The organism is Bradyrhizobium sp. (assembly GCF_035701725.1).
GTDB lineage: Bacteria > Pseudomonadota > Alphaproteobacteria > Rhizobiales > Xanthobacteraceae > Bradyrhizobium.
Genome location: NZ_DASSRP010000064.1, coordinates 1 through 16172, shown reverse-complemented (window position 1 = coordinate 16172; position 16172 = coordinate 1). Strand labels below are relative to the sequence as shown.

The 16172-nt window shown below is 63.1% G+C and carries 16 protein-coding genes; 12 read left to right on the top strand and 4 right to left on the bottom strand.

Annotation, left to right across the window (positions count from 1 at the left end):
• The 3 genes from VFL62_RS03275 to VFL62_RS03265 all read left to right on the top strand — a co-directional run.
• Window positions 1-824: type II and III secretion system protein family protein (locus VFL62_RS03275; protein WP_414644587.1), on the top strand; the 824-nt coding region annotated here is incomplete at its 5' end.
• Window positions 825-849: 25 nt separating this feature from the next.
• The gene (locus VFL62_RS03270; protein ID WP_325170947.1) at window positions 850-1605 is read left to right on the top strand and encodes a CpaD family pilus assembly protein; all 756 of its coding nucleotides are present in this window, start codon (window positions 850-852) and stop codon (window positions 1603-1605) included.
• Window positions 1602-2867, top strand: a complete 1266-nt coding sequence (locus tag VFL62_RS03265) for an AAA family ATPase (RefSeq protein ID WP_325170946.1) — start codon at window positions 1602-1604, stop codon at window positions 2865-2867. Before VFL62_RS03270 ends, VFL62_RS03265 begins: the two co-directional genes overlap by 4 nt.
• On the opposite strand, the gene VFL62_RS03260 is transcribed toward VFL62_RS03265, so the two are convergent.
• Together VFL62_RS03260 and VFL62_RS03255 are read right to left on the bottom strand one after the other, a co-directional pair.
• Window positions 2864-3676 (bottom strand): tetratricopeptide repeat protein, encoded by an 813-nt coding sequence (locus tag VFL62_RS03260; protein WP_325170945.1) that lies wholly within the window; start codon window positions 3674-3676, stop codon window positions 2864-2866. The genes VFL62_RS03265 and VFL62_RS03260 overlap by 4 nt on opposite strands.
• A gap of 175 nt (window positions 3677-3851) precedes the next feature.
• A complete protein-coding gene (locus VFL62_RS03255) occupies window positions 3852-4097 on the bottom strand; it encodes a PilZ domain-containing protein (protein ID WP_325170944.1) in 246 nt (81 codons plus the stop codon).
• A 261-nt stretch (window positions 4098-4358) separates the two neighbouring features.
• Here VFL62_RS03255 and VFL62_RS03250 point away from each other — a divergent pair, with 261 nt between their 5' ends.
• Together VFL62_RS03250 and VFL62_RS03245 are read left to right on the top strand one after the other, a co-directional pair.
• Window positions 4359-4556, top strand: a complete 198-nt coding sequence (locus VFL62_RS03250; protein WP_325170943.1) for a Trm112 family protein — start codon at window positions 4359-4361, stop codon at window positions 4554-4556.
• Window positions 4557-4629: 73 nt separating this feature from the next.
• Window positions 4630-5520 carry an alpha/beta hydrolase gene (locus VFL62_RS03245; RefSeq protein WP_325170942.1) on the top strand — a complete coding sequence of 297 codons (891 nt, stop codon included), beginning with the start codon at window positions 4630-4632 and terminating at the stop codon, window positions 5518-5520.
• Here VFL62_RS03245 and VFL62_RS03240 read toward each other — a convergent pair.
• Window positions 5517-6737, bottom strand: coding sequence for a ubiquinone biosynthesis hydroxylase (locus VFL62_RS03240; RefSeq protein ID WP_325170941.1), 1221 nt, complete (start codon window positions 6735-6737; stop codon window positions 5517-5519). The two genes, VFL62_RS03245 and VFL62_RS03240, sit on opposite strands and share 4 nt — an antisense overlap.
• Window positions 6738-6886: 149 nt before the next feature.
• Between VFL62_RS03240 and tesB the strand changes: the two genes are divergently transcribed.
• Entirely contained in the window at window positions 6887-7771 is an 885-nt protein-coding gene (gene tesB, locus VFL62_RS03235; RefSeq protein WP_325170940.1) for an acyl-CoA thioesterase II, read from the top strand.
• On the opposite strand, the gene VFL62_RS03230 is transcribed toward tesB, so the two are convergent.
• Window positions 7756-8634 carry a DUF4339 domain-containing protein gene (locus tag VFL62_RS03230; RefSeq protein WP_325170939.1) on the bottom strand — a complete coding sequence of 293 codons (879 nt, stop codon included), beginning with the start codon at window positions 8632-8634 and terminating at the stop codon, window positions 7756-7758. The two genes, tesB and VFL62_RS03230, sit on opposite strands and share 16 nt — an antisense overlap.
• Window positions 8635-8852: 218 nt before the next feature.
• Here VFL62_RS03230 and VFL62_RS03225 point away from each other — a divergent pair, with 218 nt between their 5' ends.
• From VFL62_RS03225 to VFL62_RS03200, 6 genes are all read left to right on the top strand, one after another.
• Window positions 8853-9191: a P-II family nitrogen regulator gene (locus VFL62_RS03225; protein WP_325170938.1), complete on the top strand. Its 339-nt coding sequence runs from the start codon at window positions 8853-8855 to the stop codon at window positions 9189-9191.
• A 150-nt stretch (window positions 9192-9341) separates the two neighbouring features.
• A complete protein-coding gene (locus VFL62_RS03220) occupies window positions 9342-10649 on the top strand; it encodes an ammonium transporter (protein ID WP_325170937.1) in 1308 nt (435 codons plus the stop codon).
• A gap of 308 nt (window positions 10650-10957) precedes the next feature.
• Window positions 10958-11296, top strand: coding sequence for a P-II family nitrogen regulator (locus tag VFL62_RS03215; RefSeq protein WP_325170936.1), 339 nt, complete (start codon window positions 10958-10960; stop codon window positions 11294-11296).
• A gap of 37 nt (window positions 11297-11333) precedes the next feature.
• Window positions 11334-12779 (top strand): ammonium transporter, encoded by a 1446-nt coding sequence (locus VFL62_RS03210; protein ID WP_325170935.1) that lies wholly within the window; start codon window positions 11334-11336, stop codon window positions 12777-12779.
• 262 nt (window positions 12780-13041) lie between these two features.
• On the top strand, window positions 13042-14256 hold the full coding sequence (locus tag VFL62_RS03205; RefSeq protein WP_325170934.1) for an aminotransferase class I/II-fold pyridoxal phosphate-dependent enzyme: 1215 nt from the start codon (window positions 13042-13044) through the stop codon (window positions 14254-14256).
• A 5-nt stretch (window positions 14257-14261) separates the two neighbouring features.
• Window positions 14262-16172, top strand: a 1911-nt coding sequence (locus VFL62_RS03200; RefSeq protein WP_325170933.1) for a DNA translocase FtsK, incomplete at its 3' end; no start/stop codon positions are given.

Sequence of the window (16172 nt, the reverse complement as noted above, 5' to 3'; positions counted from 1 at the left end):
TGAATTACGGCACCGCCGTCGTGAACTTCAATAATACGAACCAGTTCACGGCCAATAGCGGGCCGCTGGTGTCGACCAACGGCTTGGCGGCTTCCGCCCTCAACAAGGCGGGATTGCCGACCGTTACGGCGACCCTGCGCGCGATGGAAAGCGCGGGCGTCGTGCACACCCTGGCCGAGCCGAACCTGAGTGCGATCTCCGGGGAATCGGCGACGTTCATTTCAGGCGGTGAATTTCCGATTCCAACCGGTGTTACCTGTCAGACGACGACCGGTGGCGCCATCGGAAATTGCGTGCAGACGGTGAGCTTCAAGAAATTCGGCATCTCGCTCAATTTCACGCCGGTCGTGATGACCGAAGGCAAGATCAGCCTCCGCGTCATGACGGAAGTATCCGAAGTCTCGCTGGAGAACGCCTTGCAGGGTGGCGCGGGCGGGACCACGATTCCCTCGATCAAGACTCGCCGCGCCGAAACGACGGTGGAAATTCCGTCAGGCGGCTCGCTGGCAATGGCCGGGCTTATCCAGGAACAGACCAAGCAAGCCATCAACGGCATGCCGGGCGTCGATCAGATTCCGCTGTTCGGCCAACTGTTCCGCAGCCAGGACTTCGTCAAGAACCAGACCGAACTGATGGTCATCGTCACGCCCTATGTCGTGCGCGCTGTGGCCCAGAAGGAACTGTCGCGACCCGACGACGGGTTTGCGCCGGCGTCCGACGCCCAATCGGCCTTGTTCGGCCAGATTGCCCGCATCTACGGCGTACCGGCGCGGGTCGAACAAGTCGGAAGTTATCAGGCCAATTTTGGCTTCATCATCGACTGAGGCACGGCGGGTTGGGGGCAGCAGCATGACAAACGAAACGTCGCTTGTTCGCGATAACTTCAAATGGGCGACGCTGGCTGGCGCGATGCTCGGGCTTTCAGTCGCGCTCGGGGCCTGCACCGAAACCACCGGCAGCGTCGCAACGCCGATCGGTGCAAACGCTCCGGACGACTACCGCCTGCGGCACCCGATCGCGATCCAGGAAGCCGATCGCTCAGTCGTGCTGTTTGTCGGCCATGCACGCGGCGGACTGTCGAGCGCCCAGCGCGCCGATGTCCAGGGACTGGCGCGGGCGTGGGTCGCTGACGGCACCGGCGGCATCATCGTGGACGTTCCGGTCAACACGTCCAATGCGCGGGCAGCCGAAAGCGCAGCGCACGAAGCCAAGGCGACGCTCGAAGCCGGCGGGGTGCCGGCGGGCGCCATCAAGCTGCGGCACTATACCCCTTACGACATGCGGACCCTTGCGACTGTTCGCCTGACCTATCCGAGGATGACGGCTGTGGCAGGTCCGTGCGGTCTGTGGCCCGAGGATGTCGGCCCCTCGATCAAGGACCCGACCTACTTCGAGAACAAGTCGTACTACAATTTCGGCTGCGCCTATCAGCGCAACATGGCCGCGATGGTGGCAAACCCCTCCGACCTCGTACAGCCGCGTCCCGAAACTCCATCCTATACCGTGCGTCGCACCGAGGGCTTTGACAAATACCGCAAGGGTGCGACCACTGCGACCGATTATCCCGAAGGCGATAAAGCCAAACTCAGCGATGCCGGCAAATGATTCATTCGCGTAACGATTCTGATCATCTCGATGCTCTGCCGCCGCTGAGCGACGACTACATCGCACCGGCGCCCCGGGTTTCGGTGCAGGCTTTCTGCGAGAGAAGCACGACCGCCGATGCGGTGCAGTCGGCCGGCCTCGATCGACGCCTCGCCAAAGCGCATCTCACGCTCAAGATGGGCGGCATGGCAGCCGCGATCGAGACCTATCATAGCGTGCCGACGCCGAACGTGATCATTCTCGAGACCAAGGGTGGCGAAGATATTCTGGCCGGTCTCGACGAACTCGCCTCCGTCTGCGACGCGGGAACGCGCGTGGTGGTGATCGGCAGTGACGAAGACGCAGCGCCCTACCGTGAGCTGGTGCGTCGCGGCGTCAGCGACTACGTGATCGGGCCGGTCGAGACGCTCGACGTCGTCCGCGCCATTTGCGGTCTGTTCTCGGCTTCCGAGGATACGCCCGTCGGGCGCATGATCGCCGTCGTCGGCGCCAAGGGGGGCGTCGGCGCTTCCACCATCGCGCACAACGTGGCGTGGGCGATTGCGCGCGACCTGGCGCTGGATTCGGTCGTCATCGATCTCGACATGGCGTTCGGTACCGCCAGCCTCGACTACAACAAGGATCCCTTGCAGGGCATCGCCAACGCAGTCTTCGCCAACGAACGGCCCGACAGCGCGTTCATCGAACGGTTGCTGTCGAAGTGCAACGACCATCTCAGCCTGCTTGCGGCGCCTGCGGCGCTCGACCGCGTCTATGATTTCGGCGCCGACGCTTTTGACGCGATTTTCGATACCTTGCGCCTGACGACGCCGGTGATCGTGCTCGATATTCCGCACCAATGGTCGGGCTGGACACGCCGCGCGCTGGTCGGGGCCGACGACATCCTGATCGTCGCCGAACCTGATCTCGCCAACCTGCGCAACGCCAAGAACATGCTCAGCCTGCTCAAGACGGCGCGCCCCAACGACCGGCCGCCGCTGTATTGTCTCAATCAGGTCGGCATGTCGAAGCGGCCGGAGATCAGCCCGCGCGAATTCGCCAAGGCGATCGAAGGCCCGCCGCTGGCATCGATTCCGTTCGATCCCAAGATGTTCGGCACCGCAGCCAATAACGGCCAGATGATCGCCGAAATTTCCGCCGGACATCGCATCAGCAAGACGTTCGTGCGGATGGCGAACCAGCTCAATGGCCGGGGCGAGCCGAAGCAGCCGAAAGGCTCGCTGTTTGCTCCGCTGATCAAGAAGCTGCGCGCCGGAGCCTAGTCGGCGGCGCGCTCGGGCCGCGCCGTGACGGCGGCGGCCGGTTTGGCGGCCGCCTGCTTCGACAACATCCGCTTCAGATAGGCGACGTTGGCCGCCGCTTCCTCCGGAGGCCGCCCCTCTTTGGCGAGGCTTTCGGCCTCGGCCATATTGCCGCGCAAGCCCACGACCAGGGCAAGGTTCAGCTTGACGCGCTGGTCGGCATCAGGCCGGCTGTTGGCTCGGCGCAAGGTTTCTTCCGCTTTCGCAAGATCCTTGGACAGAACGTAGGACAGCGCGAGGTTGGACAACACCGAGGGTTCGTCCGGCACGATGCGCAGCGCGCTCGCATAATATTGCCGCGCTTCCTCGCCGCGACCGAGTTGGTCGAGCACCGCACCTTGCGCCGACAGGATCCGCCAGTCGGGATCATCGGGTGAATGCGCGCGACCCAGAACTTCAAGGGCCTGCTGAAAGTTGCCGTTATCGGCAAGCGCCCGGCCAAAACCTGCCATCAAGGCCTTGTCGCCGGGATGCGCAATCGTTGCCTGCTCCAGCATGGCGACCGCCTGCGAACGCTGGCCGGTGGCGCGCAGCGCCTTGCCATAGTTCAAGGCCGCCGAGGCGTCTTCGGGATGGGAGCGATAGCGGTCGCGGGCGACCTCAAGGCTTTGGGCGGGGGACGTCTTCTCGGCCTTGTCCCCGAGGGATCCCGTAACGTCGGACAGTCCGTCGGTCTGGCAGCCGCAAAGCCCCAGAATGAGCAGGGCCGACACTGCTGTCACCGCGCGAAATCTCAAAAAGCCGAGCGGCCGGGGCAGCGACGGATACATGTCTGAAACTCTGAAAGCTTGAACTCCTCCGCTTGAAAGCCTCCGGCCCGGCCCACCGGCCGGGGACGAGGAAAATTTCAAACAGCGGCACTCGCCTCAGAAGTGTACGCCGCTTAACCCTAAAGACCGGTTAAGCCGATGGGCTTTCGGTGCGCAAAGGGCCGCCCTGCCCCAGTCAGTCCATGAACTGGGCGCCGAATTCGTAGCCGATCCGCCATGCCAGGCGGCACTGGCGCGGCCGGCCTTCGGACATGATGATGGTGAATTCGCTGGGAACGTCGAGGTGCTCGGCGATGACCTTCACGCCGCCAGACGAAATATCGGTGATGGTACAGTCGCGCGGCAGCGTACCCGTCCCAAACTGGATTTTTGCGAAGCTCCGGCACACCCGCCGCTCGCTCTTGCGTCGATTTACAAACATTTCGATCCTTGTCCCACCCGAGTTGCAGACCGTTGGCACTGCAGGGGTTTTACTCAAGAAATGTTGGAATTCGGCTAGCACTTCTCCTTGCAATTGATCGGTTCTCTTTGAAGTTCCTTTACTCTCTGCGGCTCGGCGCCAAAGGCGGTCTTTTCCGGTTCCACACCGCGACAGGTTTCGGCGCGGTGTGGTAGAGGGGATCGCAAATCGCGGGAGATCTGATTCCGATCTCCGCAGATGCTAAGAGGCTGGAGATTGCACATGAACGTCCTGCCCGACCGTTCCGAAGGCACCGTCGACCCCAAACTGCTGGAGATTCTGGTCTGCCCGATGACCAAGGGTCCGCTTGAATACGATGCAAGCCGCCAGGAACTGATCTCGCGCGCGGCCAAGCTCGCTTACCCCATCCGCGACGGCATTCCGATCATGCTGCCTGAAGAAGCACGGAAGATCGACTAAGGAGAATCGACGAGCCATGCGCAATCGCAGGCGTCTCGCCGCCCTTGCCTTTCTCTGTCTTTGCGGAACGATCATGGACGCATCCGCCGGCGAGACATCCGTTCGCGTCGGCAATCTCGACGCGGTCTTGAGCGTACCGGCGGATGTCGACCGCCCGCCGGTGGCGTTGTTGATCGCAGGTTCCGGCTCGACCGACCGCGACGGCAACGGGCCGCAGGCAAAACCGGCCACGCTGAAGAAGCTCGCCGAGCAGTTGGCCGAACGCAAGATCGCAACGCTGCGCTATGACAAGCGCGGGGCAGGAGGCTGGAAAGCGGAATTCGGACGGCCGGAGGATTTTCGTTTCAAGGACTATGTCGACGACGCGGTTGCGCTCGTGAATTACTTGCGCGAAAGCGGCAAATTCTCGCGTGTGGTGGTGGCCGGGCACAGCGAGGGCGGCCTGGTGGCAATCCTGGCCGCTCGACAAGTGCAGGTCGATCGGCTTGTGCTGCTCGTCACCGCGGCACGCCGCCAGGGCGATCTCGTGAAGGCGCAGCTTGAACGAAAACAAATTCCGCCCGACGTTCTGGAGCCGATCCTGAAAGCCATCGACAGCATCATGGCCGGACAGACCGTCGATCCGCCGCCGCGCGGCTTTTCCGTCGCGCCTTCGATGCAGCCGAGTCTCGCCTCGGCCTTCATTATCGATCCGATTGAGCCGCTCAAATCGATCGACAAGCCGGTCCTGATCGTCGGCGGCGGCCGTGACTTGCAAGTCGCGCGGCTGGATTTCGCGGCACTCTCGGCTGCTTCGCCGCTGGCGAAAACGCTCTGGGTACCGGACATGAATCATGTTCTGAACGATGTCAGCGACGAGGCCGACAACATGGCGGCCTACAACCAGCCGGAGCGCGCGCTCGACGCCACGATGGTCGATGCCGTCGCGAGCTTTATCAAGGCCGACGACAGGCGCAGCCCCTAGAGCGCTTCGCCCTTCAAAAGCCGCGGAACTTCGCCGGCAAGTCCGGCGGCCTGACGGATGAACAGGCCCTTCAGCGGCGGCGCGCGATCGACCAGGCCGAGACCGATATCGCGCACCGTGCGCAGCAGCGTCGATTCGTTGGAGAACAGGAAGTTGAGCGAGTTGGTCGCAAAGCCCATCGCCATGGTGTCGAACCGCCGCCAGCGCTGATAGCGCTCGAGCACGTCGGCCTGCCCGGGATCGATGCCAAGCCTTGCCGCATCCACGATCACCTCGGCCAGCGCGGCGACGTCCTTCAGACCCATGTTGAGCCCTTGGCCCGCAATGGGGTGAATGACATGCGCGGCATCGCCCACAAGCGCCAGGCGTTCACCGATGAACGAGCGCGCCACAAAGTACTGCAGCGGAAAGGCGCGTGGCTTGTCGAGCGCCTTCACCTCGCCAAGGTGCAGGCCGAACCGCCGCTCGAGCTCGCTGTGAAACTCTTCGTCTCCGAGCGCGACAATCCGGGCTGCCTCCGCACGTTTTTCAGTCCAGACCAGCGACGAGCGCTTGCCGGTCAATGGCAGGATCGCAAAGGGACCGGCAGGAAGGAAATGCTCTTCGGCACGCCCCTGGTGATCGCGTTCATGGGCGACCGTGACGACGATTCCGGACTGATTGTAGTCCCAGCCATGGGTGGCGATGCCGGCCCGCTCGCGCAGTTTCGAGCGCGCACCGTCCGCGGCCACCAGCAGGCTGGATTCGATGGTGCTGCCGTCCGATAACGTCACGGTGAGGCCATCGCCGCGGGCGGCGAAATCGGACACTGCGAGGGCGCGGAGATCGATGCCCTGCGCGGTGGCGTGCCGGACCAGCGCATCGATCAAATGGCGATTCTCGACCATGTGCGCGAAAGGCTCGCCCGGTTTGACATGTCCGGAAAATGTCAGAAATGTCGGCCGGGTCGCGTCGTCCAATTTCGAATCGGTGACGACCATGTCGAGAATCGGCTGCGCGCCCTCGGCGATTTCGTTCCAGACCCCGATCGTCTCGAAAAGCCGGCGGCAGGCCGCCACGATGGCGGTCGCTCGCGGATCACGGCTCGGCCGCGTGCCGAGCGCCGGATCAGCAACGATGACAGGCAGTTCCGACCCCAGCCCCTGACGCAACGCGAGCGCCAGCGCCAGTCCCGCAAATGCGCCGCCGCCGATGACAATGCCTCGCTGTATCGACATGTTGAACCCTACGCGAACCTGTAGAAGCCAGCTTGCTACCCTATTATAGCTGGGCGAAACAGGGCCTATAAACAAGGGTAGGCGAAGTCGTCACATCCGGGTTCACACACGGCATGCGAGCGCCCCGGATTGGCGCCGGAAAGCACACGATGTCAAAAAGCCTGATCGACCTGATCTCGATCCTCGATCTCGAACCGATCGAGGTGAACATGTTTCGCGGCAAAAGCCCGAAGACCAGCTGGCAGCGGGTTTTCGGCGGTCAGGTGATCGGGCAAGCCATGGTCGCGGCGTGCCGCACCGTCGAGGGACGGCTACCGCACTCGCTGCATTGCTATTTCATCTTGCCGGGCGACCCGCAGATTCCGATCATCTATGAGGTCGAGCGGCTGCGCGACGGCAAGAGCTATTCGACGCGGCGGGTCACCGCGATCCAGCATGGGCAGGCGATCTTTTCGATCATGGTGTCGTTCCATGTCGAGGAGCCGACCACCTTCAACCATCAGGACAAGATGCCGGACGTGCCGCCACCGGAAAAACTCACCGCGGAGGAAATGGCCAAGCAGCCGATGTTCCGCGACATGCCCGAATTCATCCGCCGCTATTATGAAAGCGATCGTCCGATCGAGCTGCGGCCGGTCGAGCTCGGCCGCTATTTCGGCCAGAAGATCGAGGACGGACGCATCCACATCTGGATCCGCACCGCCGCGAAGCTGCCGGATGATCCGGCGCTGCACATGTGCGCGCTCGCTTATGCATCCGACTTCTCACTGCTTGACGCGGCTATGGCACGCTACGGCCGCACGCTGTTCGACAAGCGCATGATGGCGGCGAGCCTCGACCATGCGATGTGGTTTCACCGGCCGTTTCGCGCCGACGAGTGGCTGCTCTACGCCCAGGATTCACCGAGCGCGCTGGGCGGCCGCGGCCTGACCCGCGGCGAGATCTTCACACAGGACGGCACGCTGGTGGCGTCCGTGGCCCAGGAAGGCTCGCTGCGCGAGCGCAAGGTCGACCCGTCTCAGCCTTCGGCATAGGCGCCTCGTTCCACGAGCACTGTCTGCGAGGCGAGCCAACCCAGCATCCAGCGTATCACCCAGGGAATCGGGATGATGAAAGCGCATCCCACGACTGTGACGAGGGTGCGCCAGAGATATTCCAGACCGGTCGCCTTGAAGACGATCTCGCGGCGGGTGCCTTCGATGTTGCGGCAGATCCAGCGCGTCTGCGCGGTGTACACCCACGCCCAGCCGACGATCGTGATGGTGGACAGGGCACCCAGGAAACTCCAGCCGAGATAGGTCCAGTACGGACCGGTGAAGCTGAGCCCCAACGGCTCTCCCCGGGAGGAAAGATTGGCGATGAACCAGCGCAGCGCCGCCCACCCCAATCCGACCTCGACCAGGAAGGAGAGAAGGCTGGCAATCCGGCCGCCAATGAAATGAAGAGCAATGATGGCTGCCACTGCACCGAGATAATACCAAATCACGGTCATCGGCTCGCCGGTGAAGCCAAGCTCAGGCCGCCCGGGCACGCGAGTCCGCGAAGCGAGCCACTTCAGATTGCTGACGACGACCCACGGCACCGGCACGATGACGATCGAGGCGAGGACAAATACCAATAGCCGACCGGCGAATTCCAGAATTTCGAAATCGATCGAGAGCGGGCCGCCGGCGCCGCTTGCCGTTGCCTGCATTCCGCCGGGCATCGAAGCTGGCCTTGCGCCCGGAGAGAAGAAGCCGGGAATGTCGCCGGCCCGTTCCCAACCGGCCATGCCTTCGGTCCACACCAGCGTGTCGGCGCGAACGATGCCTCTGACGATGAAGTCGCGGAATTGGGCCTCGGGAAACGGGCCCTGCTGCTGCCCCCGATCCGCATAGAACCACGCCCGGTTTGACATTTTTCCCCCTGATACGCGCCGCCACACGACGTTCTCGCGACCAATCGAGACGGCCGTGGCACGAGAGACCGGCACCGCAACAGGAACTATCGGTCGAAGCCGTAATTTCGCAATTGTTTTTCGGCCACACCGCCATTTATGGTGTGATGGTGTGGAGGGGCTGCCGCCCCCTTTGCCGCTTGACTGACCTTCGCAATCCGGGAAATGAAGGCCTGAACATGAAGCTTGTTGTTGCCATTATCAAACCGTTCAAGCTGGACGAGGTCCGGCAGGCGCTGACCGCCATTGGCGTCCACGGCATGACCGTGACCGAGGTCAAGGGTTACGGTCGTCAGAAGGGCCATACGGAAATCTATCGCGGCGCAGAATATGTCGTGAATTTCCTGCCGAAGCTTCGGATCGAGATCGCCGTCTCCGCCGATATCGCCGATAAAGCGGTCGAGGTGATCACCTCGAGCGCGCGCACCGGGCAGATCGGCGATGGCAAGATTTTCGTGACTCCGATCGACCACGCGCTGCGGATCAGGACCGGCGAGACCGACAGCGACGCGCTCTAAAACTCGCGAACTTCATCACATCCCGGCAACGGCGCCGGGACTGGTGTGGCGACACTGACATTCGTTTCAATGGCTCGACCGACCTTTTCGAAGGAATGTCAGAGTCAAAGCCGCACTAGCAATCAACATTCTATCGGGGTGGGTATACCAATGGGGGCACATTCGTGTCGCGCAGCGAAGCTGGCTGCGCCGATTACTCTTCTTTCCGTGGCTTTGCCGGTCACGCCATCGCTGGCTGCAACATCGGATATCAATGCGGCCGACACGGCCTGGATGATCGTCGCGACCGCGCTCGTGCTGATGATGACGATCCCGGCACTGGCGCTGTTCTACTCCGGCATGGTGCGCAAGAAGAACGTACTGGCGACGATGGCGCAGAGCCTGGCGGCGGTCGCTCTCATTTCCGTCCTCTGGGTTGCGTTCGGCTACTCGCTGGTGTTTGCGGGAGACGGTCCCTGGCTCGGGACGTTGCAGCGCGCCTTTCTCGCTGACATGGGCATGGACAGCGTGCATCCAACGGCCAAGACGATTCCGGAGTGCCTTTTCATGCTGTACCAGATGACCTTCGCCGTCATCACGGTCGCGCTGGTTGCCGGCTCCGTCGCCGATCGCATGCGCTTTTCGGCTTATCTGCTGTTTTCGACCGGCTGGTTCGTGCTGGTCTACGTGCCGCTGGCGCATTGGGTGTGGGGCGGCGGCTTTCTGGCGAACGCGGGCGTGCTCGATTTTGCCGGCGGCCTCGTCGTTCACCTCAGCGCCGGGACCGGCGGCCTCGTCTCCGCCACGGTGCTTGGCCGGCGCCACGGCTATGGCAATGAGAATCTGTCGCCGTTCGATCTTTCACTCGCTGTTGTCGGCACCGGGCTGCTCTGGGTCGGCTGGTTCGGCTTCAACGGTGGATCGGCATTCGCCGCCAATTCGCACGCCGTGATGGCGATTACCGCGACGCATCTTGCCGCCTGCGCGGGCGCGCTGACCTGGGGCGCGCTGGAATGGTCGTTCCAACGCAAGCCATCGGTGCTCGGCATGATTTCGGGGGCCGTGGCAGGGCTCGGGACGATCACGCCGGCGTCCGGTTATGTCGCGCCATGGCACGGCATCCTGATCGGCATCATCGCGGGTCTCGTCTGTTTCTGGGCCTGCACCTGGCTGAAGCGCCGCTTGGGCTATGACGATTCCCTCGACGTGTTCGGCGTTCACGGCATCGGCGGCATGACCGGAATCCTGCTCACCGGAATATTTGCCACCGCCTCCATCGGGGGCAGTGCCGGTCTGCTCGAGGGCGAGCCCCATTTGCTGCTAGTCCAGCTTTACGGCGTGGTGGTCACCCTGGTTTGGACCGCGGTCGCAACGTATGGGCTGCTCAAGCTGGTCAGCCTTTTTGTTCCCTTGCGGGTTTCAATGCAGCAGGAGCTGGAAGGGCTCGATATCTCCCAACACGGCGAAGCCCTGCAGTAGTCTGCTCTACGATATTACCGGTAACCTGCTTGCCGGCTGGGCATAGCTGGCTCGCGGTCTCCCGCTTGCACGATATGTAAGCTGATCTGCCTACCATTTAGGCGGTGCGTCGCTGCTTGGTTCCACGGCAGCACGGCCGGTGCCAATAATCACGGCGTTAAAAGAGCGTTTCCGCCGGAGGCCGAACTGGCACGGCATTTGATTCTACCGGCTTTGGCTGTACCCGCGTCGTGACCCTTCTCTGCGTGGTGAATTTCAGTCGAGATCGCTCGGCACCTGGTGCCGGGTCCAAGCGGGGAATAAGACCCATGAAAATCGTTATGGCGATCATCAAGCCATTCAAGCTCGAAGAAGTTCGCGATGCCTTGACTGCCATCGGCGTTCACGGCCTGACGGTCACCGAAGTCAAGGGATATGGCCGGCAGAAGGGTCACACCGAAATCTATCGCGGCGCCGAATATGCGGTGAGCTTCCTGCCCAAGATCAAGATCGAGGTCGCGATCGCCTCGGATCAGGTCGACAAGACCATCGAGGCCATCACCTCGGCCGCCAAGACCGGCCAAATCGGCGACGGCAAGATCTTCGTCATCAATCTCGAAAATGCAGTGCGAATCCGGACCGGCGAGGCCGATGCTGCGGCGCTCTAGCGAGAGCCATTCTTTTTCCAATCAGGAGTGAAACGAAATGACGTTCAAGCGTCCCATCAGCGCGGGATTGGCGGCTCTCGCCGTCGGCCTGTTTGCCGCGAACGCTGCCTATGCCGAACCTGTCGTCAACAAGGGCGACAATGCCTGGATGCTCACCTCGACGGTGCTCGTGCTGTTGATGACGATTCCGGGCCTCGCCCTGTTTTATGGCGGTCTTGTTCGGTCCAAGAACATGCTCTCGGTGCTGATGCAGGTGTTCTATACGGTCTGTGTCGTCGTCGTGCTCTGGGCGCTCTATGGCTATAGCCTCGCCTTCACCGGCGGCAATGACTTCTTCGGCGGACTTTCGAAAGTCTTCCTGACGGGCGTCACGCCGGACTCCAAGGCCGCGACCTTCAGCGTCGACGCAAATATCTCCGAACTCGTCTACGTCTGCTTCCAGATGACCTTCGCGGCGATTACACCCGCGCTGATCGTCGGCGCATTTGCCGAACGCATGAAGTTTTCGGCGGTGGCGCTGTTCATTCCGCTCTGGGTCACGCTGATCTATTTCCCGATCGCCCACATGGTCTGGTACTGGGCCGGACCGGACGCGATCTCGGATGCGGTCAAAGCGGTTGCGGCAGCAGGTAGCGACGCGGCGAAGACCGCGGCGGCCAAGGCCAAGCTCGCCGAGGTCATGGCCGACGGCGGCTGGATCTACAAGAAGGGCGCGATCGACTTCGCCGGCGGCACCGTCGTGCACATCAACGCCGGTATCGCCGGCCTCGTCGGCGCGTTGATTGTCGGCAAGCGCGTCGGCTACGGCAAGGATCTGATGGCGCCGCACTCGCTGACCATGTCCATGATCGGCGCCTCGTTGCTCTGGGTCGGCTGGTTCGGTTTCAACGCCGGCTCCAATCTCGAAGCGACCGGCGGCGCCGCGCTCGCCATGACCAACTCTTTCGTCGCAACCGCGGCAGCGGCGTTGTCGTGGATGTTCTGCGAATGGATGCTCAAGGGCCATCCTTCCGTGCTCGGCGTGATCTCCGGCGCGGTCGCGGGCCTCGTCGCGGTGACGCCCGCGGCCGGCTATGCCGGTCCGATGGGCGCGATCGTGCTCGGCCTGATCGTCGGCGTGGTCTGCCTGTTCTTCGTCACCGCGGTGAAAAACGCGCTCGGTTACGACGACTCGCTCGATGTCTTCGGCGTGCACTGCGTCGGCGGAATCATCGGTGCGCTCGGCACCGGCATTCTGGTCAACCCCGCGCTCGGCGGCACCGGCATCATGGATTACGTCACCGGCAAGATCGCCGACTACGAATTCGGTGCGCAGATGGTCTCTCAGACCTGGGGCGTCTGCACCACCCTGGTGTGGTCCGGCATCGGATCGGCGGTGCTCTACAAGATCGTCGATGTCATCGTCGGCCTGCGCGTCAACATCGAAAACGAACGCGAGGGTCTCGACCTCACCGACCACACCGAACGCGCCTACAACATGTGAGTTCTCCCGAGGCCGTTCCTTCTCCGGAAGGAGCGTCCAGAACTACGGTTTGAGCACATACCCGGCAATGCTCCGACCGTTGAGGGGCTTCAGCGCAAGCTGGAGCCCCTTTTTTCTTCTCCGTCCTGCTGGCATGCCGGGTTGGATCGAGGCACCGATGGTTAATCGGGTCTTAACCTCGCCGTATCTATGGTGGCTTCATCCCTCTCCCACCGGCCCCGACCCGCGATCGGCGGCTTGAAAGAGTGTTGGCGCGACACGCATGGCCATAACCGCATCATCCCGCGCGCCCCAGGACGGCGGCAACGAGGCAGGCGAACGCTCGCCCTTCCTGCGGGTGACCGAATTGCTGGCCCCCTACCAGCCCGCCAAACCCTTGATAACGCTGTCTTTAGGCGAACCGCAGCACCCGGTGCCGGCTTTCGTCGGCCCCGTCCTGGCCGAGCATATTGCCGATTTTGGCCGCTATCCGATCGCCAAGGGCATCGAGCCGTTCCGGCGCGCTGTGTCCGGCTGGTTGTCGCGGCGCTTCAACCTGCCCCGCCCGGTCGATCCCGAAAGCGAAGTTCTGGTCCTCAGTGGCAGCCGCGAAGGACTGTTTTTGGCAGCGATCGCGGCCGCTCGCTATGTCGGCGAGCGCAAGGGAAAACCCGCGATCCTGATGCCCAATCCCTTCTACCCGGCCTATGGCGCGGGCGCCCGCGCGGCCGGCTGCGAGCCGATCTATCTGCCGGCCACGGTGGCCAACGGCTTTCTGCCGGACCTCGACATGCTCGATGAAGCGACGCTGGCGAGAACGGTGGCGATGTACATCGCCTCGCCCGCCAATCCGCAAGGCTCGGTCGCGTCCCGCGATTATTTCATCCGCCTGAAGACACTCGCCGACCGTTTTGGATTCCTTATTTTCAGCGACGAATGCTATTCGGAAATCTACACGCAAGAGGCTCCCGGCAGCATGCTTGAATGCGCCGGCAATGATTTCGCCAACGTAGTGGCATTTCAATCGCTCTCGAAGAGATCGAACCTGCCCGGCATGCGCGTCGGCTTTGCCGCGGGCGACAAACGCTTTCTCAGCGCATTCCACGAACTGCGCAACGTCGCCGCGCCGCAGGTTCCGGTCCCGGTGCAGTATGTTGCCGCCGCCGCCTACAGCGATGAAACCCATGTCGAGGAAAACCGGCGGCTTTACCGGATCAAGTTCGATCTCGCCGATCAGATCCTGGGTAATCGCTACGGCTATCGCCGTCCTGCCGGCGGCTTCTGCGTCTGGCTCGACGTCGCAGGCAGAGGCGGCGATGAAGCAGCGACCGTCACCCTCTATCGTGATGCAGGTGTCCGCGTGATTCCAGGCAGCTATCTCGCACGACAACAACCGGATGGCAGCAACCCCGGCGCCGGATTCATCCGTCTTGCGCTGGTTGCCGGCAGCGAAACGACCGCCGAGGCGCTGCACCGGCTGGTTCAAACTCTGGGCTGAAGAGCATGGCCGCAATCGAACGCGTCATTCCCCTGGTGAGCCAGTTACCGGCCGCGATTCGCGAGGCGCTGATCCGGCGTCTGCGCGAACTCGCAGGCCTTGGCCTCTTGACGCTTTCCGGCGGCGCCGCCGCTTCGCTGGCAACCTGGTCGGTGCAGGACCCGAGCTTCAGCCACGCCACGTCGCGTCCGATTCACAACATCGCCGGCTATACCGGCGCGATCAGCGCCGACCTCTTGATGCAGATTCTGGGTCTTGGCGCCATCATGCTGATCCTCCCCGTTGCAGTGTGGGGCTGGCGCATGCTGACCCATCGCAGTTTCGATCGCGAGGCACTGCGGCTCGGCTGCTGGATGTTGTGCACGGTGCTCGCTGCGGGATTCGCCAGCTGCTGGCCGCATGGCGGCGCCTGGCCGCTGCCGACCGGGCTCGGCGGCGTGGTCGGTGACGCGCTGGTGCGTGCGCCGGCGGTCGCGTTCGGGCCGCCCGGCTTCATCTACAGCCTCGTGCTCGGGCTTCTTCTCGGCGCAGCCATGGTCGTCACCTTCCTGTTTGCGAGCGGCATCGGTTCGCAGCCGCGCGACGAAGAGCGTGCCGCCCTCGAGGAAGATGACGACGAGCCGCTGGCGGAAGACGATGATGGCGGCTCGATCTCGCTCGGCTGGATGGTCCATGCCTTGATGAGCACGAAGGCGCGCCTCGCCTGGCTCTTGGGTGCGGCCTATCGGTCGCTGGTTTCAAGCGGCTCGAATCAGCAGCGCGCAGCGTCGTCCTTCGATCGCCACGAGCCCAACCTCGGCGGCCGTGCCGCGCCAAGCATCGCCCCCGAGGACGAAGACGAGGAATACGAAGAGGAAGAAGAGGACGAGGAAGAAGAGCCGGCCGCGCGTGCGCCGCGCAGGAAGCCCGCGCCCAAAGCGCCGGCGAGGAGATCCGAAAAATGGGATTTCCCGGAGATGTCGCTGCTCGCTGCACCCAAGGCGACCGATCGCCGCCCCCTCTCCAAAGCGGAGCTCGAAGCCAATTCGCGCAGGCTCGAAAGCGTGCTCGGGGATTTCGGTGTCCGCGGCGAAATCGTCAAGGCCAATCCCGGTCCCGTCGTCACGCTCTACGAACTCGAACCTGCGCCCGGCATCAAGTCATCGCGCGTGATCGGGCTCGCCGATGACATCGCCCGCTCGATGAGCGCGCTGTCAGCGCGCGTCGCGGTCGTACCCGGCCGCAACGCCATCGGCATCGAATTGCCCAATGCGCATCGCGAAAAGGTTTATCTGCGTGAACTGCTGGTCGCGAAGGAAGCGACCGAATCCGTCGCCAAGCTTCCGCTCTGCCTCGGCAAGACCATCGGCGGCGACCCCGTCATCATCGATCTCGCCCGCACCCCGCATATGCTGATCGCCGGCACCACCGGCTCGGGCAAATCGGTCGCGATCAACACCATGATCCTCAGCCTGGTCTACCGGCTGCGGCCGGATCAGTGCCGCTTGATCATGGTCGATCCGAAAATGCTCGAACTCTCGGTCTATGACGGCATTCCGCATCTGCTGACGCCCGTGGTGACCGATCCCAAGAAAGCCGTCGTCGCACTGAAGTGGGCGGTGCGCGAGATGGAAGAACGCTACAAGCGGATGGCCAAGCTCGGAGTGCGCAACATCGATGGCTACAATGCCCGCCTCGGCGAAGCGAGAGCCAAGGGCGAAGAACTCACGCGCACCGTGCACACCGGCTTCGACAAGGAAACCGGCAAGGCGATCTACGAGGAAGAAAAGCTCGATCTCGATCCGCTGCCCTATATCGTCATCATCGTCGACGAAATGGCCGACCTGATGATGGTGGCCGGCAAGGACATCGAAGGCGCGGTGCAGCGCCTGGCGCAGATGGCGCGCGCCGCGGGGCTACACGTGATCCTCGCCACG